The following is a 22,249-nucleotide window of genomic DNA, read 5'->3' on the forward strand; positions in this document are numbered from 1 at the left end:
TGTCAGCGATGCGCACGAAGGTGGGGACGCCCAGGGCGGGCGGCATCCGCGAGACGGGCCGCTGGCGCCGGCGGGCGGGCGCCCTGTCTTCCGGGGGATAAGCCGCGGTGCGGCAATCCATTCGGTCGAGCGAGGGCGGGTGAACGTGAGGGTTGCGGGTGGTGCGGTGGGCGGGCAGAACGCCCGTCATCGCGCGTCATCGCGCGTCTTCCCGGAGGAGCACGCACGTGGAGCGGGCGAACATCATTGGCCTGGACAAGCAGCACGTCTGGCACCCCTACACCGCGATGGCGCAGTACATCGCGGAGACGGATCCGCTGGTGGTGGTGGGCGCCGAAGGGCCCTACCTCCTGGATGCGGATGGCAGGCGCTACCTGGACGCGAACAGCTCCTGGTGGGTGACGACGCTGGGGCACCGCCACCCGCGCCTGGTGCGCGCGCTCACCGAGCAGGCGGCGAGCCTGGCGCACGTGTCGCTCGCGGGCATCACCCACGAGCCCGCGGCGCGGCTGGGCGCGGAGCTGGCGGCGATTGCCCCGGGCGCGGACCGCGCGGACGTGCCGGCCGAGCAGAGGTTGTCGCGGGTCTTCTACTCGGACAACGGCAGCACCGCGGTGGAGGTGGCCATCAAGATGGCCGCGCAGTACTGGGCGCAGAACGGGCGCCCGCGCCGCACGCGCTTCATCACGCTGACCGAGGCCTTCCACGGCGAGACGGTGGGCTCCACCAGCGTGGGCGGTGTGAAGGTGTTCCGCGACGTCTTCGGGCCGCTGCTCTTCGACGTGGTGCACGTGCCGTCGCCCGCGGAAGAGGGGGGCTGGGCGCGCGCCTTCTCCGAGGTAGAGGCCGCGCTGCGCGCACACCCGGAGGAGATCGCCGGCGTCATCCTGGAGCCGGTCATCCAGGGCGCGGGCGGCATGCTCATGTACTCGCCGGACTTCGTGCGCGCGGTGCGCGAGGCGACGCGCGCGGTGGACACCTTCCTCATCGCGGACGAGGTCTTCACCGGCATGGGGCGCACGGGCGCGCGCTTCGCGGTGGACCTGGCGGGCGTGGTGCCGGACCTGCTGTGTCTGGCCAAGGCGCTCAGCGGCGGACTGCTGCCCTTCGCGGTGACGCTCGCGTCCGAGCGCGTCTTCTCCGGCTTCCTCGGTGAGAAGAGCCGGGCGCTGTACTACGGCCACTCGTACTGCGGGAACCCGCTGGGCGCGGCCGTGGCGCGCGAGGTGCTCGCCGTCTATCGCGACGAGGACGTGCTGGGGCAGGTGGTGCGCAAGGCGCCGCGCATCCAGGCGGCCTTCGAGCGCATGGCGCGCGAGATTCCCGGACTGACTCGGCCGCGCGCGGTGGGCATGGTGGGCGCGGTGGACCTGGGCGGCGGCGGCTACCTGGCCAACCGGGGCTGGCGCGTCTACGAGGCGGCGCGGCGCCGGGGGCTGTACCTGCGTCCGCTCGGCGACACGGTGTACATCGCGCCTCCGCTCAACATCCCCGACGCCGCGCTCGACGTGTTGCTGGCGGGCGTGGAGGACAGCCTGCGCGAGGTCGCGAAGGACTGAGGCCCGCGTGGGACGTGGGGGACGGGGCGCTGGCGCGTCGCGTGCGTCGCCAGCGCACGACCAACCCCCCTAGCACGAGCAAGACCGCGACCAGCGCGACGAGGTGCTCGACGTGTCCCACGCCGCGCGCCAGGCGATCCACGCTGCTCGAGCCCAGGTAGCCCAGCGTCACCAGCGCGGGGCAGTTGATGCACAGGGCCAGCGCGTCCCACAGCAGGAAGTGCGCGAGCGGCATGTCCTCCACCGCCGCCATGGCGAACACCGGCACCCGCAGCACGGACATGAAGCGCCCGAAGAACACCATCCGCGGGCCGTGTCGCGCGTAGAGTTGCTCGACGCGCGCGCGACGCTCGGCGGGGAAGAGGCGGCCGGTGTAGCGGTTCGTGTACAGCGCCGGGCCCAGCCGGCGAGACACCAGGAACAGCGCCGTGTCCCCGCTCAATACGCCGGCCATGCACACCGCGTAGGCCACCGGCAGCGCGATGACCCCCCGGTGCGCGAGCACGCCCGCGGCCAGGTGCACCACATCCTCGGGGAGCGGCAGGCCCAGGCCGCCCATCACCAGCGCGCCATACAGCAGCGGCGCCGAGCCATGCGCGAGCAGCAGTCTCAGCGGGCTGTCGCTCACGGTGGGGCCTGATGAGGGGACGCGTCGCGCCGCTCCTGACGAAAGAGCAGGAGCTCGCGCGCGATGATTTGGGCGGTGGCGGCCACGGGCACCGCCACCACCGCGCCCACCACGCCCCCCAGCTCCGCGCAGAAGAGCACCGCCAGCAGGGTCACCAGCGGGTTGACGTGCGTGGTGCGCTTGAACACGAGCGGGGCCAGCACGTTGCCCTCGAGCTGGCCGTACAGCAGGAAGTAGACGAGCACCGTGACGGCCTTCCACAGCCCGCCCGTGGCCCACGTCAGCAGCGTGATGAAGCCCCCCGCGACGATGGGGCCCGCGTAGGGCACCAGGCTGGAGAAGCCGCTGGCGATGCCCAGGGGCAGGAAGAAGGGCATGCCCAACACCGCGAGGCACGTGGTGGTGAGCGTGGCGTTGATGGTGCAGATGAGCGTGATGCCGGAGAGGTAGCCGCCCGTCGCCCGGTACACGTTGCGCATCACGCGCACGTAGCGCAGGCGGTGCTCGGGCCCGGCCAGGTCCAGCGCGCGGCGCAAGAGGCCGCCGCCGAACGACAGCATGAAGACCACGAGGAAGAACACGCTGAGCGCGCCGCCCAGCACGCCCACGAGCCCGCCAATGGCGCGGGCGAGCAGCGAGGGCAGCGTGCCGGCGAGCTCCGGCGTGGCCTGCTCCAGCCGCTGGGCCCAGCCCAGGCTGCGCAGCCGCTGGTTCACCACGCGCAGCGCCCGCTCCTCGCGCAGTTCGCTCCACAGGGTGGGCCACTGCTGCACGAGCGCGTCCACTTGCGACACCGCCGCGGGGATGACCAGGAGCGCCATCGCCGCGAGCACCAGCAGCGCGGCGGTGAGCACCACCGCGATGGCCAGTCCGCGCCGCAGCTTGCGCCGCTCCAGCCACGACACGCCGTGCTCCAGCGCGAGCGACAGGAGCGCCGCGATTCCCACCAGCGTGAGCGCCATGCGCGTGCGCATCACCAGCGCGACGAGCACGAGCACGGACAGCGCGGTGAAACACACGGTGTAGACCGTGCGCGGCGTCACCTGGGACCGCGGTCTTGTCGCCTCGTGCTCCGCCACCATCCCCGTGCCCCGGGGCCGCTCGACGTAGCGCCCCGTTCCCTCGGGATGTGCATGGCGCGGGGCCGAGACCAGCCCCGCCGTGACGCGGATGTCGCGCCGTGGACGGAGGTGCGATGCCCTCCGCCCGGGCGCGCGTGGGATTAGTTGCGCGAGGGGTACACGCCCTGCAGCGCGATGATGAAGCTCACGCACAGGTACGGCGCCATGTTGTTGTGCGGCTGGCTGCCCCCGGCGATGCCAATGGCCTGAGGGCTCATCGTCGTGCCGGCGGTGGCGTTGTACATGTTGACCGGCTGCTGCGTGCTCGAATCCACCTGGATGGCGTTGAACATGCCTTCGGGGTTGGCCGCGTCGGCCTGTGTCACGCTCGCGACCAGCGAGTGGGTGTGCGCGGGCATCTGGTTGGCGACGAGCGTCACGGTCTCCGTGCCGCCCTGCTCGCCCAGGGTGCGCGGCGACAGGCCCGGTCCCTGGCCCCACTGCATGGGCGAGCGGCCGCGCAGATCCGGCAGCGCGAACGTGGTCTGCCCGTTGCCGCCGTAGGTGATTCCCAGAATGGAGAACAGCGCGGAGTTCTGCGCGATGGAGAGCAGTTGGCCGTTGCAGAACGCCCAGCCGCGCGGGGCGAAGTTTCCACCGAACATCCGGATTTCACCGATGAATGGATCCGACATGAGCGACTACCTCTCGGGTGCGGTGTTGCGTGGTCGACAGTGCGTGCGGGCCCACACGTGGAGGACTCGGGCGTTCCCGATGCGCGCAAGGGGAGCGTCCTCGCGCGAGGCGAGCGGAGAGTCCGGGGGGTGTGGGGTCAGCGAAAGCCAGGCGAAAGGGGCCGCATCCGGCTGGGCGTCCCGTGGGGACGCAAAAGCATGGTCTAGTCAAAAATCACCCTTCGAGGCAAGATTCCTGTCCGTTGTCGTTGAGTTGGTGTGCGCGGCCCCGCACGTGATTCCGCGGTCCGGTCTACCTGCTGTGTCGACCGACTCTGACCGCATCTCTCGAACTCACGGAGTTGTTCATGGCCGACGCACGCGCGCACAGCCTTACGGGCTGGAAGATGTTCCGCAGTTTGTCTCTCACGACCCTGCTGGTCCTCTCCGGATGCTCGGAGTCCACGGGTCCACAAGGCGCGCAGGGCGCCCAAGGCGCGCAGGGCGCCCAAGGCGCGCAGGGCGCCCAAGGCCCCGCTGGCGCTCAGGGCGCGGCGGGAGCGCCCGGCGCGAAGGGAGAGAAGGGCGACAAGGGTGACGTTGGCCCGCAGGGCCCCGCAGGTCAGGCGGGAGGCGCGCAGGGGCCCGAAGGCCCGGTGGGCCCGGTGGGACCTCGCGGCTTGGGCGCGGTCGCGCGCACGGCCCCGGAGCTGCCGGGGCTCTCGTGTGCCATGGGCGGCGTGAGGCTGGAGGTCGGCGTCGACAAGGACCTGGACGGCATCCTCGACGATGAGGAAGTCGACGCGGAGCTGACCCGCTACGTGTGCAACGGCGCGCAGGGCGCCACCGGTGCCGTGGGCCCGCAGGGGTTCAAGGGCGACATGGGCGGCACGGGCGCGAAGGGTGACACGGGCGCGACGGGCCCCAAGGGAGACACCGGCGCGACCGGTGCCACGGGCTCGCAGGGCCTCAAGGGCGACGTGGGCCCCAAGGGAGACACCGGCGCCACGGGCGCGGTGGGCCCGCAGGGCGTCCAGGGTCTCAAGGGCGACACGGGCGCGACGGGCCCCAAGGGAGACACCGGCGCGACCGGTGCCACGGGGGCTCAAGGCGCCGTGGGCCCGCAGGGTGTGAAGGGCGACAAGGGTGACAAGGGCGATGTCGCGCTGGTGAAGACCACCACCGAGCCCGCGGGCGCGAACTGCGCCACGGGTGGCGTGAAGGTCGAAGTGGGGCTCGACACGGACCGGGACGGCACGCTGGATCCGGGTGAGGTGGATGCGGCCCAGACCCGCTATGTGTGCCACGGCGCGCAGGGCCCCCAGGGTGTGCAGGGCGCCACCGGTGCGACGGGCGCGACGGGCGCGACGGGGCCTCAGGGCGCGCAGGGGCTGCACTCGCTGTCCGCCACCGCCGCGGAGCCCGCGGGCGCGAACTGCGCGACGGGCGGCACGCGGATCCAGATTGGCACGGACACCAACGGCAACGGCGCGCTGGAGTCCGGTGAGGTGAATCCCGCGTTCACGCGCTACGTGTGCAACGGCGCGCAGGGCCCCCAGGGTGTGCAGGGCGCCACGGGAGCGACGGGGCCGCAGGGGGCCACGGGCGCCACCGGCGCGACGGGCGCCACCGGCGCGACGGGACCGCAGGGCGCCGCGGGCGCGATGAATGTCTACGGGGATGGCTCGGGCGGCGCGCTCAGCGTCGCGGTGGGCTCGACCTTGGACCTGACCACGGCGGCGGGCTTCGACTCGCTCGCCGGTCGCCACCACCTGCAGTTCTCGAGCATCAACATCAGCGGCTCGCTGGTCCTGCCGAGCGGCACCACGCTGCGCGCCACGGGCGACGTCGTCGTGAACGGCTCCATCCTCGTGGCGCCGGGGACGCAGGACACCGGCGTGGGCACCGCGCCGCCGGGCCTCGCGCTGTCGGCGCCCACCACCATCGGAGGCGGCGTGGGCCTGGGCAAGCTGCAGGCCTCGCACGTGCTGCGCCCGGTGGCCGCGGCGGGCGGCGCGGGTGACCGGGTTCCCGCGATGAGCGGCGGTGAGGGCGGCGGCTCGGTGTTCATCGCCGCGCGCGGCAACGTCACCATCGCGGCTGGCGCCTCCATCCTCGCCAATGGCAACCCCGGGACGGATCCGGCCAGCACCACCGCGGACACGGGCGGCGCGGGCGGAGGCGCGGGTGGCGTCATCGTCATCGCGTCCCGAGGCACCATCATGGTGAGCGGCGTGCTGCGCGCCAATGGCGGCGCGGGCGCTCCGGGCCGCAACGTGAACGGGGGGACGGCGGGCGCGGGCGGTGGCGGCGGTGGTGGTGGCGGCATCATCCACCTCATCTCGCCGAACTCCATCAACCGTCCGGGCACGATTGAAGTGAACGCGGGCGCGGCGGGCGCGGACAGCGTGGGCTCCGCCTCCAACTCGGCGGGCAGCGGCGGCGGCGCGTGCGGCGGCAACGGCGGCAACGGCGGCAGCAACCCCGTCTTCGGCGCGGCCTTCGTGGCCGCGTCGGCGGGCTCCCCGGGCTACGTCTTCACGACGGTGGTGCCCGAGCCGGAGGACCTGCTGCTGTGAGGTGACCCCGAGCGTCCCCGCTCATCGCGACGCGGCCCGCGAGTGCCTGATGGCTCGCGGGCCGTTCGCGTTTCAAGGGGCGTGTTTCAACGGCTGGGGGCACTCCACTGCATGGCCACGGAGGGGGCGCCCGGCTCCGGGTTCGGCTGCTCCTGGAAGCCGAGCCGCGCATAGAGCCGGCGCGCCGGGTTGTCCGCGCGCACGCTCAGGTGCAGGGGGCGTCCCGCGCGCGCCGCCTCGGCTTGGAGGGACTTCAGCAGGTGGGTCCCCAGGCCCACGCCGCGGTGCTCGGGCAGGAGCGACACGTCCACCAGCCGCCAGGCTTCCGCGTCTTCCGCGCGGGCCACCAGCAATCGTCCGGCGGGTCGTCCGTCGTGGAGGACGACATGGTGCTCCGCGCCGGGGAAGCGCAGGGACCAGTCCCGCTGCTGGGCGAGCCATTGCAGGCGCAGGAAGGCATCCGATTGGGCGGGAGCCCAACCCCAGGCGGCGAGCTCCTCCGCGCGGGTGCTGGCGTACAGCGCGAACAAGAAGGCGGAGTCCTCGGGGGTGACGGAGCGAAGGGTCGCGAGCACGGTGCTCGTGAGCATGGCTCCGGGGTCCTTGGTGCGTCCACCGTCGGCGCGGGGTTGCTCGCCACACGGGTCGCGCGCGGCCCAGACACGCAGCTCGTTGCTCACGCGTTGAGGGGACGGCCTCCGCGCGTCAGACCGGAATGGGAGCCTCGGGCGTTTCCCCGACAGGAGCACGGCATGATGAAGAAGACGCGAGAACACGACCTGACGGCGGCGCTCCAAGAGGCACGTGAGACCGAGGCCCGGTGGCGCGGACTGGCCGCGCGCCTCATGGAACTCGGCGACGACGCGATGGACGCGCAGCTCCTGGTCGCTTTCCGCGGAGCCCGGGACGAGGGCTCGGTGCCGCCGGACGCGGGCTTCTTCCTCGTGGCCCACCTGCTCACCGCCATGGCGGATGAGTCCATCTCCGATGACGCGCGTGTTCGCTTCCTCGCGCGAGAGCTGGACGCGCTGGAGCGCGAATATGGCCTCGGTGACGAGGGCTGGCCCGAGGACGAGCCGCCCCCCGAGGACTGGGAGGCGCTGTGCGCCGCCTACGAGGAAGCCTGCGACGAGGCCCGCGCCGTCTTCTTCCGCGCCTACGGAGAAGAGGAGATGGCCCGGCTCTACCTGGTGGATCGCTCCGCGTTTCACCGCCGCTTCGAGAACGGGCGCCGCTTCTTCCACGGTCTGCCCATGCTCCCCGACCATCTGCACTGAGGGCGGCGGCTCGCTGCCGCGCGACTGTCTTTCAACAATTCCGAGAAAGCGTCAGTGACCTGAAACGTTGGAAACACGGGGAGGACGTGACGCGCCGGCGCAGGGCAGGGGGACTCTCAGAAAAGTCTTGGAGTGACGGCGGGTTGCGTGAGTGGGGACAATACACACCCATGGCGCAATCTTACGGTCAAGAAAGAGTAAATTAGACAGACTTAATGGCGGTGCGATGTGGTTCTGATGAAAGACCTTGCAACGGTCTGGCTTTTCTCCTCCGCACACCCTATTCCCCCGCGCGCTTTCGAGCGCCGCCGCAGGATCGCTTGACGGATGTCAACGCGTACTGGGAGTGGGTGGGTGTCGGCGGGAAGCCATAGGTCTTCGCAGGTCGCTCTCGGCGGCGCGCGACTCCGATGAAATCCCCTCCAAGGATCGGGAGTCGCGCGCCGCCGCTCATTTCTGGCGCATGAGCGGTGCATAGACTGCGCGCATGTCGACGACCGCCGCCTCGCATCTGCTGGACCTGCTGTGGGAGCGCTACGCCTCCGAGGTGCCATACGCGCGCACCTTCGTGACGCTCTGTGGAGGCACCTTCCGCAATGACCACGTCGCGCTGCGCTCGCTGGCTCGCCCCGGGGGCGGCATCGCGTTGATGTCCCGCCCGTTCGAGCGGCTCGGCTGGCGCGCGGCGGGCGCGTACACGTTCCCGGATGCACGCCTGTCCGCCATCTACCTGGCCCATCCGGAAGGATTGCCGCGCGTGTTCATCTCCGAGCTGAGGTCGGAGGAGCTGTCGGCCCGGGCCCGCGAGCTGCTCGCGACGCTGCCGGAGGATCCGCCGCCGCCCGAGGAGGTGGACGCGCTGGCCGCGTGGTTCCACGCGCCGCCTCCTCCGTCCGAGGCCGCGTTGCTGGAGCTGGAGAAGGAGAGCCAGTACGGGGCCTGGCTCCTGGCCTTCGGGCGCAAGGTGAACCACTTCACCGGCGCGGTGGATGACGTGGAGGTCTGGCAGCGGCGCATGCGCGAGGCGGGCGTGCCCATGAAGGCGGACATCGAGGGCGAGCCCGGCACGGCGCTCCGGCAGACGGCCACGCACGCCTCACCGCTGCCCGTGCTGCTCCAGGGCGGCGCGACGCGCGCGTGGCCCTATGCGTATTTCGAGATCGCCCAGCGAGCGCCCCACTTCGACGGCTTCCTGGGGCCGCAGGCCCGCGCGCTGTTCGACATGACCCGGCGCGGGTGACGCCGCGAGCTCAGGGGCCCGCGAGCAGGCCGGGCTCCGGTGGCGCCACGAGCGAGGTGAGCACGTGGTCTCGCCAGTGTCCGTCGATGAGGAGGAAGTCCCGCGCGTAGCCCTCCACGGCGAAGCCCAGGCGCCGCAGCACCGCGGCGCTCTTGAGGTTCTCCGGCAGGTGGTTGGCTTGGAGTCGGTGCAGGCCCATGCCGCTGAAGGCGTAGTCGCACACGGCGCGCAGGGCCTCGGTCATGAAGCCGTGTCCCGTGTGGTTCCGGTCGAGGCCATAGCCCAGGTCCGCGGCCTGGAGCGGCCCCCGGCGGATATGGGTGAGTGAGATGTTGCCGATGACGGGCGCCGAGGACGGCGGTGCATCGCGTGGCAGCACATACAGGCGCAAGGAGATGTCGTGGCGGAAGTCCTCGCGGTCCTGCGCGAGCCGCGTGCGCCAGTACGCCGTGGAGAAGAAGGTGGCGGGCCGCGTGGGGGACACCGCGCCCAGGTGCTCACGGTTGGTGTCGTAGTACGCCAGCACGCGCGCCGCCGCATCCGAGGGCAGTTGCGTGACGTGGAGGCGCTCGGTGGTGAGCAAGAGGGGAGGGCTGTCGCTCGTCATGGCGCGGACCTGGGTGAACGCTAGCGCGTCCAGGCGTGAGGTGCGCGCCTGACGACAGCGCCTGCTTGTTCCGTCCGCGTGACGACGCCCCGGCCGGAGGGAGCTCCGGCCGGAGCGTCCAGGTCCTCACGGCTGAGGCGAGGTGGGGGCGGAGTCCTGCTGCGGCGATGACGGGCTCTCGCTCGACGAGCCTTCGTGCGACGACGTGTCATGCGACGTGTCGTGCGACGGATGCGCGTGCGACGACTTGCCGTGCGACGGCTGCTGGTGCGGTGGCTTCTCGCCCTTCGCGCCGCTGCCGCCCACGCCGCCGGGCTGCTGCCCGCCTGCGTTCGCCATGCCGCGCTCGACGACAATCTCCACGCGGCGGTTGTTGGCGCGGCCCTCGGGCGTGCGGTTGCTCGCCACGGGCTGGTGCTTCCCCAGACCGCGCACGTCGATGCGGTCCGCGGGCACGCCCTGGCTCACCAGGAAGTCGCGCACGCGCTCGGCGCGGTGCAACGAGAGCTGCTCGTTGAAGGCATCCGAGCCTTGCGAGTCCGTGTGGCCCTCGATGAGCAGCGGCCGACTGGACTCCTTGAGCGCGCCGGCCACATCCGCGAGCCGGTTGCGCGCGGCGGGCAGCAGGTCCGTCTGCCCCGAGGCGAAGAGGACGCTGCCAGACAGGGTCACCACGGTGCCCCGGGCCTCCTCCTTCACCTTCACGTTGGACAGCTTGTCCAACTGGTTGACCGCATCCTGGGCGCGCTGCTCCGCCTCGGCGCGAGCCTGACGCTCGGCCTCCAGTTGTTGCTGCGACGCGGACTGCTGGGTCTGCGCCATGGAGCTGGCCTCGGAATGCCGGCGCTCGGCTTCCTGCCGGGCGTTCTCCGCGGCCGCCAACTGCTGGCGCGTGGAGTCCAGCTCCGCCTGCGTGCGCTGCTGTTGTTGTTGCTGCGCCTCCAGCAGCGCCTGTTGTGACAGGGCCTGCTGACGCGCGGCCAGCTCCGCCCCACCTCGCACCTGGGCGAGCTGCGCCTTGCGCAGGGCCACGTAGGACAGCGAGCGCGTGCGCGCCGAGTCCTGGCTCTTCGCGTACTCCTTCTCCGCCTGCTCGAGCGCTGCGTGGGCGGCGGCCACGTCCTTGGGACGTGCCTGGCCCTCGGGGCTCTCGGCGGTGCGCTGATAGGCCGAGCGCGCCTCGACCAGCTCGCGAGGCGCCGGCGCATGGGCACATCCCACCGCCGTGAGCGCCAGGGCTCCGGCGATGACCTTCCATCCGTGCTTCCAAGGCAACATGACGCTCTCTCCTCTCGGCTCTCTACTGCTGGCCTCGGCGCAGGGCCTCGACCTGATCGGTGGTGCGGCGCGCCTGCTCCTCGAGGGGCACCGCTCGGGCCAACGCCAGCGCGAGGTCCGCGTCCGCCGCGGCCTGTTCGAACTGGAGCGCGGCGCTCTTCTGTTCACCCTGGCCCAGCAGGTGCTCGGCGCGGGTGAGTTGCTGGCGCGCGTAGGTCATGTGTCGCGCGGCTTCGGGGATCCGCTCGCCGCCGGACTCCTCGGCGGCGCGCAGGGACGCCTCCGCGTGGACGCGCTGCGATTGGGTCGCGGGACGCACCTGACTGCCGGCGCAGCCCGCGAGGGTGAGGCAGAGCAAGCTGGCACAAAGCTTCGGTCGCATCGTTCACCTCCGGCCGAGGCGCGAGGGGGCGCGCGAGCGCACCGCGCCTTCATTCACAGGACGAGAGGTGTGTCCCCGTTGGGTGCATGACAACGGGGGCAGAGGCGCTCGCGTGCCGGGCGGGTGGGCATGACCGTCCCGCCCGGCGGGCGCGCTCCTTGCTGGCCGCCGCGCGCGAGGAGCGGTAGAGGGGAGCCCATGCGCTTGCACTTGGTGGATGGCACGTATGAGCTGTTCCGCGCGCACTTCTCGCCGCGCCCGGGGACGGTGTCTCCGGATGGGCGGGACGTGAAGGCGACGGTGGGCGTGATGTCGTCGCTGCTGGCGCTCCTGCACGACCCGGCCGAGGCCGTCACGCACGTGGCGGTGGCCTTTGACAACCCCATCCGCTCGTTCCGCAACGCGCTGTTCGCGGGCTACAAGAGCGACGAGGGCGTGCCGCCCGAGCTGCTCGCGCAGTTCAACCTCGTGGAAGCGGCGGTGCGCACGCTGGGCGTCCGCGTGTGGTCCATGAAGGAGCACGAAGCGGATGACGCGCTCGCCACCGCCGCCGCGCGCTTCGCGGGCGAGGTGGAGCAGGTGCGCCTGCTCACGCCGGACAAGGACCTGGGACAGTGCGTCCGCGGCCGGAAGGTGGTGCAGGTGGACCGACGGCAGGAGAAGGAGCTGGACGAGGACGCGGTGCGCGCGAAGCTGGGCGTGCCGCCCGCGAGCATCCCCGACCTGCTCGCGCTGATGGGCGACGACGCGGACGGCATCCCGGGCCTGCCGGGCTTCGGAGAGAAGGGCGCGGCGGCGGTGCTGTCCGCGCATGGCCACCTGGAGTCCATCCCCGATGACGCCTCGGCGTGGGGCGCGAAGCCCCGAGGCGCGGAGAAGCTGGCCGCCACGCTGCGCGCGCACCGAGAGGAGGCGCGGCTCTACCGCACGCTGGCCACCCTGGTGACGGATGCGCCGCTGCCGGACACGCGGTCACTCGCGGACCTGGAGTGGAAGGGGGTCCCCGAGGCGGCCTTCCTGGCCTTCTGCGATGGGCTGGGCCTCACCACGCTCAAGAAGCGCCCCAAGCGCTGGGCGAAGTGAGCCCGTGCTTCCGGCCGTGTCCCCTGCGCTGGGTTGGGGCACACTCCGCCGGCGCGAATGGCCGAGCCCGGCCCGACGTTGAAGGAGACCATGCCCATCGAGTTGAAGCTGCCCCCCTCTGATGACTGGGTGCCCACGCTGGACGACACGCCCTTCGCGCGCCTGGGCGGCGAAGCGGCCGTCATCGCGCTGGCCGAGGCCTTCTATGACGCCATGGACGCGACCGAGCCCGCGCTCGCCCGCATCCATGAGCTGGATGAGGCGGGCCGGGTGAACCGCGGCACGCGCGAGCGCTTCGGCCTCTTCCTCATCGGATGGCTGGGAGGCCCCCAGCACTACGCCGCCCAGCACGGCCATCCCCGCCTGCGGATGCGCCATGGCCATGTGCCCGTGAATGTCGCCATGCGCGATGCGTGGCTGCGCAGCATGGCCAGGGCCCTGGATTCGCGCGGCGTCACGGGCGGCCTGCGCCGCTTCCTGGATGACCGGTTCGCCCAGGTGGCCGACTTCCTCCGGAACACCGAGGGCTGAGTCGGCCGCCCACGGGGGCGACGGACTTGCGAAAAAAGCACGACCGTTTTATCTCAGGGAGCGTGATGCGGAAGGGCGAGCTGACGCACCAGGCGATTCTCGAGCGGGCGGTCCGCGTGGCGAGCCGCGTGGGGTTGCAGGGCTTGAGCATTGGCGGGCTGGCGGACGAGCTGAACCTGTCCAAGAGCGGCCTGTTCGCGCACTTCCGCTCGAAGGTCTCCCTCCAGGTGGAGGTGCTGGAGGCGGCCAGCGCGCGGTTCACCGAGCGGGTCATCCGTCCCGCGCTGACGCAGCCGCGTGGCGAGCCGCGTGTGCGGGCCCTGTTCGAGAACTGGCTGACGAACTGGGCGCGCGACGAGGAGCTGGAGGGCGGCTGTCTCTTCGTGGCGGCGTCGGTGGAGCTGGATGACTCGCCCGGGCCCGCGCGAGACCGGCTGGTGCAGACGCAGCGGGACTGGCTGGACTGCCTGGCACAGGCGGCCCGCATCGCGGTGGCGGAGGGGCACTTCCGGGCGGACACGGACGTGGACCAGTTCGCCCATGACGAGTACGCGGTGTTCCTGGGGTACCACCACGCGGCGCGCCTCTTGAGGGACCCGCGAGGTGAGGCGCGCGCCCGGCGTGCCTTCGAGGTGTTGCTCTCCTTTGTTCGCGCCCGGCCCACCTAGGGCCGCGCGTCTTTCGACTCTCCCGGAGCCCGTTGGGGCTCCCTGTCCGAGGCCCACGTCATGGCTGAAAATAGCACGAACGTTCGCACTAAAGTGATGTCCCAGGCGCTGCGGGTGGCGGTGCAGGGCGCGGGCACGGTGGCGCCGGGGTGGGTGGCGTCCTGGGCGGAGCAGGCGTTCCTCACGCCTCGGCGTCCGCGCCGCTCGCGCACGTCCGAGGCGGTGCTGGCGACGGGCCGCCGCCGCTTCCTCCGGCTGGGGGGCGAGCAGGTGGCGGTGTGGAGCTGGGGGCATGGGCCGCGCGTGCTGCTGGTGCACGGGTGGAGCGGCTACGGTGGGCAGCTCACCGCCTTCGTGGCGCCGCTGGTGGATGCGGGCTTCTCGGTGGTGACGTACGACGCGCCGGCGCATGGCGAGTCGTCGGGACGCACCAGCTCGTTGCCCGAGATGAAGGACATGGTGTCGGCGGTGGCGCGAGCGACGGGTGGGCCGCACGCGGTGGTGGGGCACAGCTTTGGCGCGGCCGCGTCGGCGCTGGCCATGCGGGATGGGTTGGCGGTGCAGCGCGCGGTGTTCCTGGCGCCGCCGTCGGACCCCACCACGACCGTGCGTTGGTTCTCGGACCACGTGGGGCTGCCGGAGCGCGTGGAGTCACGGCTGATGGGGAAGATGGAGGCGCGCGCGGGTCATCGCCTCGCGGAGGACCAGGCATGGCTCTTCGCGCCGCGGATGCGCGTGCCGCTGCATGTCTTCCACGATGAGGGAGACGCCGAGGTGCCGCTCGCGTCCGGAGAGGTCTACGCGCGCCTGTGGCCGGGGGCTCGCATCACGCGCACGACGGGGCTGGGCCACCACCGCATCCTGCATCATCCGGACGTGGTGCGGGACGCGGTGGCGTTTCTCCAAGAGGGGCGCGCCGCTGCCGCGTGAGCGTCAGCGCGAGACGACCTCCAACCAGACGGAGTTGATGGTGACGGGCAGCGTGGCGGCGCTCGCGTTCGCGTAGGCCTTGAGCGTGCAGCTCGCGTTCAGCGGCGAGGACTGGCAGGACAAGGCGCTGGTGGGAATCCAGCCGTTCACCACGGCCCCGCTGTCGCTGTAGTTGGAGCACGCCTGCTTCGACACCGTCGAGGACGAGCCCGTGGTGTTGAAGAGCCAGTAGTGCGCGTTCGAGCCCGTGTAGAGGTACGGGATGATGGCGACCCAGATGCCCTCGTTCGCCGAGAGCGAGCCGCTGTCTGTATAGGACATGCACAGGCGCGCATAGAGGCTCTGTCCGGCGGGCGCGGTGTAGCCGCTCCAATCGAGCGCGATGTACGGCTGGGTCGAGATGACCTGCAGCGCGTTGGACGGCATGTTGCCGGCATAGTGCGCCGGCAGCGGCACGGAGCCTTGGAACGTGTCGGCGTGGGCGGACGTGGTGCAGAGGACGGCGGCGAGCGCGGCGGTCATCAGGACAGGCTTCATGTCATTCCTCGCGACTTCGGGGTGGCGTCTCCCGAACGCGCGCGAGGCCGAATCTTCCCGGCCGCGCCGCTCAGCCCGCGAGGTGTCGCTCCAGCCTCGCCAGCACGTCCCGCTCCGCGCGCGCTCTCTCCGCGAGCGGGGAGAAGAGCAGCCGCGAGCGCAGGCCCATGCCCTGCGTCAGCTCGAAGTGGCGGAGGTCCTCGGGAAGGGCGAGCAGCAGCTCGGCCAGCGGGCGCACGCGGTGGAGTTGGTACGAGCCCGCGGCTTCCAACTCGCGGGCGATGTCCGCTTCGGGCATGCCGCGCGCGAGCGCATCTCGGGTTCTCGACTCGTACTTCAGTCCCGCGCTCACGCGCTCCTCCAGGTCCTGCAGCACGGCGCTCGCGGTGCGGTGGGCCTCGCGCACGAGGCGCAGTGGATCCAATGCCCGCTCCACGCGGCGGCGGACGGAGAGCGACGGCGCGCGGGCTCGGCCCTCCACGCGTGAGAGCACCGCGGCGCGATAGCTGGCCGCGAAGCAGACGACGAACAGGGCCTCCTCCAGGGGCGCGCGGTCTCTCGCGGCGACCCCCTCCGCGAGCAGCGCGAGGCCCTCGTCCGTGAGGATGTAGCGCTGGCCGCGCGCGACGCCGCGGTCCTTCATGCGGGTGCTGGCCTCCGCGTAGCCCGCGCGGCGCAGGCGCTCCAGCGTGCGCCGCACCTGCGTGAGGTCGATGTCCTGCGAGGGGCGGGTGACGTCGTGCTCCGCCCAGTTGGTGAACAGCAGGAAGTAGAAGCGCACGTCCGAGACGCGGAACCCGCCGGCCCGCGCGCAGGCGCCATGGGCCGCGAGGAAGGCGGCCTGAACGAAGGTGGCCTGGGTGTCCACGTAGCCAAGCCGCGCGGAGAGAGCAGAGGGGCGTGCCATGGACGGCAGCATGCCAGGGTCTCTCCGGAGCGAGCCGCGGCGAAGTGACAGTGTCTGTGGCATCCGCTGGAACCGACGCGAGTTCCCGGGAGTCATGACGGGGCCGCAATCCATGAGGGGTCCCATGTTGCCCATCCTTGTCGCCATCGCCGGGGTCTGTTTCGTCATCGAGCACGTCTTCCGTGGCTGGACGCTGCCTCGTGTGCGTAGCTGGCACCTGCGTGTGGTGGCCATCAACCTGGTGCAGGTGGCGGTGGTCGTGCTGGCGGGCTTCACGTGGGAGCGATGGCTGTCCGCGAGGTCCCTCCTTCACCTGTCCGCGCACGTGTCTCCCGTCGTGGGCGGGGTCGTGGCGTACTTCATCGCGACGTTTGTCTTCTATTGGTGGCACCGCGTGCGACATACGAACGATGTGCTGTGGCGGCTGTTCCACCAGATTCATCACAGCCCGCAGCGGCTGGAGGTCATCACCAGCTTCTACAAGCACCCGCTGGAGATGACGGTCAACAGCATCATCGGCGGGCTGCTCGTCTACACGGTGTTGGGCTTGAGCCCGGCGGCGGGCGCCGTCTACACGGCCTGCACCGCGCTGGGCGAGTTCTTCTACCACACCAACGTGCGCACGCCGCAGTGGGTGGGCTGGTTCTTTCAGCGCCCGGAGATGCACCGCATCCACCATGAGCATGGGAAGCACCGCAACAACTACGGCGACATCCCGTGGTGGGACATGCTCTTCGGCACGTATGAGAACCCGCCGCGCTGGGACGCCACGTGCGGCTTCGACGATGCACGCGAGCAGCGGCTCCCCGAGATGCTGGCCTTCAAGGATGTGCACCAGGACTGAGCCCCTGGATGGGCATGGCAGACTCGCGGCCCCTCTTCTCCGCAAGGACGCCCATGTCCAGCTCGCGCAGGCAGTTCCTGACCCATGCCGCCCTGGGGCTCGCCGCCACCGCAGTCCCCGCCGCCGCATCCACCGAGGCGGGCTCGTCTCCCCCGCCGGGCGCACCGCCCACCTTCGGCGCGGGCCCCACCGTGGGGCCCGAGGTGAGCGCCGCCACCTTCGCCGAGGCCGAGAAGCTGGCGCAGGTGCACTACACGCCCGCCGAGCGTGCCCAGGCCGTGGGCAACTGGCGCGAGTCGATGGCGCCCTTCCTGGAGCGCCGCACCGGACCTCGCAAGGTGGCGCTGGAGCCGTCGCTCGCGCCCGCGTCGCAGTGGAGCCCCGCGATGGGCAGCACGAACGTGGGGCCCACGCGAGACCGCTTCGTGCGGAGCCGCGCCACGGCGACGCCGCTGCCCGCGCGTGACGAGGACATCGCCCATGCTCCCGTCACCCAGCTCTCGCGGTGGATTGAGTCGCGCGTGCTGTCCTCCGAGCGGCTCACGAACATCTACCTGGAGCGCCTGCGTCGCTTCGACCCGCAGCTCCGCTGTGTCATCACCCTGACGCCGGAGCTGGCGCTCGCGCAGGCGCGCCGCGCGGACGCGGAGCTGGCCGCGGGCAAGTACCGGGGCCCCCTGCATGGCATCCCCTGGGGAGCCAAGGACCTGGTGGACACCGCGGGCATCCCCACGACGTACGGCGCCGAGCCCTTCCGCAACCGCGTGCCCACCGCCGATGCGACCGTGGTCGAGCGACTGCATCGCGCGGGCGCGGTGCTCGTCGCCAAGCTCAGCCTGGGGGCGCTCGCGCTCAACGACATCTGGTTCGGAGGCGAGACGAAGAACCCCTGGTGTCTGGAAGAAGGTTCGTCCGGGAGCAGCGCGGGGCCTGGGTCGGCCACCGCGGCGGGACTGGTGGGCTTCGCGCTGGGCAGCGAGACGGGCGGGAGCATCATCGCGCCGTCCATGCGCTGCGGCGTCACGGGCCTGCGCCCCACGTTTGGTCGCGTGCCGCGCACGGGGGCCATGACGCTGTGCTGGTCGCTCGACAAGCTGGGGCCCATGGCGCGCGGCGTGGAGGACACGCTGCTCGTCCTCTCCGCGCTCACCGGGCCGGATGCGGGAGACGTGGCGAGCGTGCCGTCCAGGCTCGACTTCGACGCCACCGCGAAGGTGAAGGGCCTGCGCGTGGGCTACGTGCCGGCGTGGATGGAGCAGAGCCCCGCCACCGAGGTGGATCGCGCCGCGCTGGAGACGCTGCGAGGGCAGGGCCTGGAGCCCGTGGAGGTGTCCCTGCCGGACTGGCCGTACTCCTCCCTCCAGGTCATCACCTTCGCCGAGGCCGCCGCGGCCTTCGAGGACCTCACGCTGTCTCACGGCGTGGATGCGTTGACCATGCAGGTGCCAGATGCGTGGCCCAATCTCTTTCGCCAGGCGCGCTTCCTGTCCGCCGTGGACTTCGTTCAGGCGGACCGACTGCGTCGCAAGATGGCCGCTGAGATGGCGCGCGTCATGTCTCACGTGGACGTGCTGCTCGTGCCCTCGCTGCGTGACGAAATGCTCACGCTCACCAACTTCACCGGTCACCCCTCGCTGACCGTGCGCACGGGCTTCGTCGACATCACCCGCGCGCGCAGCGACTGGGCGCCGAACCCGCGACGCCCCCTGCCATCCTTCGCGCCGCCGCGCCGCGTTCCGCACGGGGTGACGTTGATTGGCCGACTCTTCGACGAGGGCACGCTCGGGCGAGTCGGTATCGCCCTGGAGCGCGCCTCGGGTGTCGCGGACGCACGCCCGCCTGCCTTTTGAGCGGGGCGCTTCCGACTCCAGGGTTGTTTACCGTGAAAAACGTGTCATCTATTAAAGTCGAGCAATTGATGAATATAAGGCCGGCCGACTCACCCCTGGAGGAGCAAACCGAATGAAGCGAATGCTGCCGGCCGCTGTCGCTACGCTTGCGCTGTGGGGTTGTGGTGATTCGAATCACGCGATCGTCAATGACTCGCGTGAGGTCATGGACGCGTCCCAGCAGTCCGTCATCGCCTCGCGGGCGATGGGGCTGGTTGCGAGCAGCGACGCCTCCGAGAAGTTCGTGACGCGGACCGTCTTCGTGGACGACACCGGCGCGGAGCACGTGCGGTTCGACCGCACCCTCGGCGGCCTGCGCGTGCTGGGGGGTGACGTGGTGGTCCACAACCGGGGCGCGGGGCTGGCCTCGGATGTGACGTGGGCCTCGGATGTGTCGCTCAAGGGCCTGTCGACCAAGCCGGTGCTGGATGCGGCCGCGGCGACGACGTACGCGGAGAAGGCCTTCGTGGGCAAGCGCAGCGGCCCGTCCAGCGCGGAGCTGATGGTGGACGCGCGCCCGGACCTGAAGCCGGCGGTGTCCTACGAGGTGGTGCTCGAGGGCGTGCGCCCGGACGGCACGCCGAGTGAGCTGCACGTGCTGGTGGACGCGCGCACCGGCGAGCTGCGCGGCTCGTGGGAAGGCGTGGAGACCACCGCGGCGGTGGGCACGGGCAAGTCCATCAACTCGGGCACCGTGAGCATCGGGACGAACACCATCTCCGGTGGCTACGAGATGCGCGACGTGACGCGCGGCAACGGCTTCTACACGATGAACTACGCGACCGGTCTGGTGTTCACCGACGCGGACAACGTGTGGGGCAACGGCGCGACGAGCGACGCCGCGTCCTCGGGCGTGGACGCGCACTACGGCCAGCAGGTCACGTATGACTATTACAAGAACGTGCACAACCGGAACGGCATCGATAACGCCGGCAACACCGGTTACAGCCGCGTGCACTACGGCACGAAGTACAACAACGCGTTCTGGCAGGACAGCTGCTTCTGCATGACGTACGGCGACGGTGACGGCACCACCTTCCGTCCCCTCACCGCGCTCGACGTGGCCGGCCACGAGATGTCTCACGGCGTGACGAGCCGCACCGCGGGCCTCGTCTACTCCGGTGAGTCCGGCGGCCTGAACGAGGCCACCAGCGACATCTTCGGCTCGATGGTGGAGTTCTACGCCAACAACGCGAACGACCCGGGTGACTACCTCATTGGCGAGGTCATCTACACGCCGACCAAGGCCGGCGACGCGCTCCGCTACATGTACAAGCCGAACACGGACGGCTCCTCGGCCAACTGCTGGTCCAGCACCGTGGGCTCGCTGGACGTGCACTACTCCAGCGGTGTCGCCAACCACTTCTTCTACCTGCTGGCGGAAGGCTCCGCGGGCAACCCCGTCAGCCCGACCTGCAACGGCCTGGCGGTCGCCGGCATTGGCCGCGACGCTGCCGCGAAGATCTGGTACCGCGCGCTGACCGTCTACATGACGTCTTCGACGAACTACAAGGCGGCGCGCACGGCCACGCTCAACGCGGCCAAGGACCTCTACGGCAATCCCAGCACCCAGTACACCGCGGTGGGCGCGGCCTGGACCGCCGTCAGCGTGAACTGAGCCCGCTCACGCGGCTCGGAGACTCGGCCGGTCCATCCTCGTCTGGATGGGCCGGCCGTTGTTTCACACCCGTCCTGTAACGCCATGAGCACGATGTATCCCGGGTTCTGAGCACCCCGCGGAGACACTCCCGGGAGGGGGAGGCGAGCGACCCGTGGCGGACATCCTTCATGTTCCTTGCACCGGAGTGGCCTGGGCACGCGATGATGGCGGAATGTCGTCGTCCCCCGCGACCAACGAGACTGCGTTGCAGGCCTCCGTGCTGACCACGATGCGCGCGTTCGCCACCGCACTCGAGGAGCGCTACCCCTCACCGGCCACGGCCTTCCATGACACCGCGGAGCAGGCGCGGCTCGTGTTCGACTCGGCCGAGGAGTATGCGAAGTACGAGTACGCCGTGAGCCTGATGGGCATGTTCCACGGCGGCATGGGCTCCATCAACGACCTGGCCGCGTACGCGCCGGAGGCGGATCGCCGCCGTGAGGCGTGCGTGAACGCCATCCAGAAGCTGGTGGGGCATTACTACGCTCGGCTGTTCGCGCAGGGGTGGTATCCCCGACCCCGCTCGCCCTGAGCGCGGGGGCCTTCGTCGCGCGAGGCCACTTCGGCGAGGATGACGGCGCGATGAGCTCGACACAGATGAAGCCGCTCCAGGTGGGCCTGCTGGGCTTTGGCACGGTGGGCAAGGGCACCTGGGATGTGCTCCAGCGCAACGGTGAGGAAATCACCCGTCGCGCGGGGCGCCCCATCCGCATCACGTGGATTGCCACGCGCACGCTGGAGAAGGCGCGGGCGGGGACGCGCGGCGCCACCGGGGTGGAGCTGACGGCGGACCCCGCGGTGGTCATCGCGCATCCGGACGTGGACATCGTGGTGGAGGCGATGGGCGGCATCGAGCCCGCGCGCACGCACGTCCTGGCCGCCATCGCGCAGGGCAAGCACGTGGTGACGGCGAACAAGGCGCTGCTCGCCTTGCACGGCAATGAAATCTTCGCGGCGGCGCATGCCCGAGGCGTGATGGTGGCCTTCGAGGCGGCCGTGGCCGGCGGCATCCCCATCATCAAGGCGCTGCGCGAGGGCCTGTCGGCCAATCGCATCGAGTGGATCGCCGGCATCATCAACGGCACATCCAACTTCATCCTCTCCGAGATGCGCGCGCGCGGCGCGTCCTTCGAGACGGTGCTGAAGGAGGCGCAGTCGCTGGGCTACGCGGAGGCGGACCCCACCTTCGACGTGGAGGGGATTGACGCGGCGCACAAGCTCACCATCATGGCGTCCATCGCGTTCGGCGTGCCCATGCAGTTCGACCGCGCCTACGCCGAGGGCATCTCGCACCTCACGCGCGAGGACATCCGCTACGCGGAGGAGTTCGGCTACCGCATCAAGCTGTTGGGCATCACCCGCCGCACGCCCGCGGGCATCGAGCTGCGCGTGCACCCCACGCTCATCCCCACGCGGCGCCTCATCGCCAACGTGGAGGGCGCGATGAACGCGGTGCTGGTGAAGGGCGACGCGGTGGGGGCCACACTGCATTACGGCCCGGGCGCGGGCGCGGAGCCCACCGCGAGCGCCGTGATTGCGGACCTGGTGGACGTCACCCGCATGCACACCGCCGACCCCGAGCAGCGGGTGCCGCATCTGGCGTTCCAGCCGGACCGCCTGTCCGACGTGCCCTTCCTCCCCCTGGGTGAGACCACCACCAGCTACTACCTGCGGCTGCGCGTGGAGGACCGCCCCGGCGTGGTGGCGGACATCACGCGCATCCTGGCGGACCGCGGCATCTCCATCGCCGCGATGATTCAGAAGGAGCCGCGCGCGGGAGAGCCGCAGGCGGACATCCTCCTGCTCACGCACCGCACGCAGGAGAAGCACGTGGTGGCCGCGCTGGCCGCCATCGAGGCCTTGCCCACCGTGGCGGGCAGCGTGGTGCGGATCCGCTTGGAAGAGCTGAGCTGAG

General features: G+C 71.1%; 22 protein-coding genes. 13 read left to right on the forward strand and 9 right to left on the reverse strand.

The features are described from left to right. Positions 1-227: 227 nt before the first annotated feature. On the forward strand, positions 228-1,559 hold the full coding sequence (gene bioA, locus KRR26_RS08740) for an adenosylmethionine--8-amino-7-oxononanoate transaminase (protein WP_217079593.1): 1,332 nt from the start codon (positions 228-230) through the stop codon (positions 1,557-1,559). Here bioA and KRR26_RS08745 read toward each other — a convergent pair. The 3 genes from KRR26_RS08745 to KRR26_RS08755 form a co-directional block, all read right to left on the reverse strand. Further along, the gene (locus KRR26_RS08745; RefSeq protein WP_199723821.1) at positions 1,483-2,187 is read right to left on the reverse strand and encodes a DedA family protein; all 705 of its coding nucleotides are present in this window, start codon (positions 2,185-2,187) and stop codon (positions 1,483-1,485) included. The genes bioA and KRR26_RS08745 overlap by 77 nt on opposite strands. Further along, entirely contained in the window at positions 2,184-3,230 is a 1,047-nt protein-coding gene (locus KRR26_RS08750) for an AI-2E family transporter (RefSeq protein WP_233577163.1), read from the reverse strand. The genes KRR26_RS08745 and KRR26_RS08750 overlap by 4 nt, the downstream gene beginning before the upstream one ends. Positions 3,231-3,409: 179 nt before the next feature. Beyond that, the gene (locus tag KRR26_RS08755) at positions 3,410-3,943 is read right to left on the reverse strand and encodes a phage tail protein (protein ID WP_120207393.1); all 534 of its coding nucleotides are present in this window, start codon (positions 3,941-3,943) and stop codon (positions 3,410-3,412) included. 347 nt (positions 3,944-4,290) lie between these two features. Here KRR26_RS08755 and KRR26_RS37375 point away from each other — a divergent pair, with 347 nt between their 5' ends. Continuing rightward, positions 4,291-6,501 (forward strand): DUF7151 family protein, encoded by a 2,211-nt coding sequence (locus KRR26_RS37375; RefSeq protein ID WP_268905791.1) that lies wholly within the window; start codon positions 4,291-4,293, stop codon positions 6,499-6,501. Between the two features lie 86 nt (positions 6,502-6,587). On the opposite strand, the gene KRR26_RS08765 is transcribed toward KRR26_RS37375, so the two are convergent. After that, on the reverse strand, positions 6,588-7,091 hold the full coding sequence (locus KRR26_RS08765) for a GNAT family N-acetyltransferase (RefSeq protein WP_120207680.1): 504 nt from the start codon (positions 7,089-7,091) through the stop codon (positions 6,588-6,590). A 162-nt stretch (positions 7,092-7,253) separates the two neighbouring features. Here KRR26_RS08765 and KRR26_RS08770 point away from each other — a divergent pair, with 162 nt between their 5' ends. Both KRR26_RS08770 and KRR26_RS08775 read left to right on the forward strand, forming a co-directional pair. Further along, positions 7,254-7,778, forward strand: coding sequence for a hypothetical protein (locus KRR26_RS08770; protein ID WP_233577172.1), 525 nt, complete (start codon positions 7,254-7,256; stop codon positions 7,776-7,778). A gap of 487 nt (positions 7,779-8,265) precedes the next feature. Further along, positions 8,266-9,018 carry a DUF1338 domain-containing protein gene (locus KRR26_RS08775; RefSeq protein ID WP_217079594.1) on the forward strand — a complete coding sequence of 251 codons (753 nt, stop codon included), beginning with the start codon at positions 8,266-8,268 and terminating at the stop codon, positions 9,016-9,018. Positions 9,019-9,028: 10 nt separating this feature from the next. On the opposite strand, the gene KRR26_RS08780 is transcribed toward KRR26_RS08775, so the two are convergent. From KRR26_RS08780 to KRR26_RS08790, 3 genes are all read right to left on the reverse strand, one after another. After that, on the reverse strand, positions 9,029-9,625 hold the full coding sequence (locus KRR26_RS08780; protein WP_120207399.1) for a GNAT family N-acetyltransferase: 597 nt from the start codon (positions 9,623-9,625) through the stop codon (positions 9,029-9,031). Between the two features lie 126 nt (positions 9,626-9,751). Next, positions 9,752-10,903, reverse strand: coding sequence for an OmpA family protein (locus tag KRR26_RS08785; protein ID WP_120207401.1), 1,152 nt, complete (start codon positions 10,901-10,903; stop codon positions 9,752-9,754). A 22-nt stretch (positions 10,904-10,925) separates the two neighbouring features. After that, positions 10,926-11,285 carry a DUF4398 domain-containing protein gene (locus tag KRR26_RS08790; RefSeq protein ID WP_120207403.1) on the reverse strand — a complete coding sequence of 120 codons (360 nt, stop codon included), beginning with the start codon at positions 11,283-11,285 and terminating at the stop codon, positions 10,926-10,928. Positions 11,286-11,483: 198 nt separating this feature from the next. On the opposite strand from KRR26_RS08790, the gene KRR26_RS08795 reads away from it, so the two are divergent. The 4 genes from KRR26_RS08795 to KRR26_RS08810 all read left to right on the forward strand — a co-directional run bounded on the left by KRR26_RS08795 (position 11,484) and on the right by KRR26_RS08810 (position 14,497). Then, on the forward strand, positions 11,484-12,368 hold the full coding sequence (locus KRR26_RS08795; RefSeq protein ID WP_120207405.1) for a 5'-3' exonuclease: 885 nt from the start codon (positions 11,484-11,486) through the stop codon (positions 12,366-12,368). Between the two features lie 90 nt (positions 12,369-12,458). Beyond that, positions 12,459-12,899, forward strand: coding sequence for a group II truncated hemoglobin (locus KRR26_RS08800; RefSeq protein WP_120207407.1), 441 nt, complete (start codon positions 12,459-12,461; stop codon positions 12,897-12,899). A gap of 65 nt (positions 12,900-12,964) precedes the next feature. Continuing rightward, positions 12,965-13,567 (forward strand): TetR/AcrR family transcriptional regulator, encoded by a 603-nt coding sequence (locus KRR26_RS08805; RefSeq protein ID WP_120207409.1) that lies wholly within the window; start codon positions 12,965-12,967, stop codon positions 13,565-13,567. Between the two features lie 96 nt (positions 13,568-13,663). Next, positions 13,664-14,497: an alpha/beta fold hydrolase gene (locus KRR26_RS08810; protein ID WP_236068429.1), complete on the forward strand. Its 834-nt coding sequence runs from the start codon at positions 13,664-13,666 to the stop codon at positions 14,495-14,497. Between the two features lie 3 nt (positions 14,498-14,500). On the opposite strand, the gene KRR26_RS08815 is transcribed toward KRR26_RS08810, so the two are convergent. Further along, entirely contained in the window at positions 14,501-15,034 is a 534-nt protein-coding gene (locus KRR26_RS08815; RefSeq protein WP_217079596.1) for a hypothetical protein, read from the reverse strand. 70 nt (positions 15,035-15,104) lie between these two features. After that, positions 15,105-15,953, reverse strand: a complete 849-nt coding sequence (locus tag KRR26_RS08820) for a hypothetical protein (RefSeq protein ID WP_233577176.1) — start codon at positions 15,951-15,953, stop codon at positions 15,105-15,107. Positions 15,954-16,065: 112 nt separating this feature from the next. On the opposite strand from KRR26_RS08820, the gene KRR26_RS08825 reads away from it, so the two are divergent. The 5 genes from KRR26_RS08825 (at position 16,066) to KRR26_RS08845 (ending at position 22,248) form a co-directional block, all read left to right on the forward strand. Continuing rightward, positions 16,066-16,785, forward strand: a complete 720-nt coding sequence (locus KRR26_RS08825) for a sterol desaturase family protein (RefSeq protein WP_120207414.1) — start codon at positions 16,066-16,068, stop codon at positions 16,783-16,785. A 53-nt stretch (positions 16,786-16,838) separates the two neighbouring features. After that, entirely contained in the window at positions 16,839-18,635 is a 1,797-nt protein-coding gene (locus KRR26_RS08830) for an amidase (protein ID WP_217079597.1), read from the forward strand. A gap of 112 nt (positions 18,636-18,747) precedes the next feature. Then, positions 18,748-20,292 carry a M4 family metallopeptidase gene (locus KRR26_RS08835; RefSeq protein ID WP_217079598.1) on the forward strand — a complete coding sequence of 515 codons (1,545 nt, stop codon included), beginning with the start codon at positions 18,748-18,750 and terminating at the stop codon, positions 20,290-20,292. A gap of 214 nt (positions 20,293-20,506) precedes the next feature. Beyond that, positions 20,507-20,866, forward strand: coding sequence for a hypothetical protein (locus KRR26_RS08840; RefSeq protein WP_120207420.1), 360 nt, complete (start codon positions 20,507-20,509; stop codon positions 20,864-20,866). A 50-nt stretch (positions 20,867-20,916) separates the two neighbouring features. Continuing rightward, complete coding sequence (locus KRR26_RS08845) at positions 20,917-22,248, forward strand: homoserine dehydrogenase (protein ID WP_199723823.1); 1,332 nt, start codon at positions 20,917-20,919, stop codon at positions 22,246-22,248. Position 22,249: the final 1 nt, after the last annotated feature.

The sequence above is a fragment of the Citreicoccus inhibens genome, from assembly GCF_019039035.1.
Classification (GTDB): Bacteria; Myxococcota; Myxococcia; order Myxococcales; family Myxococcaceae; genus Citreicoccus; species Citreicoccus inhibens.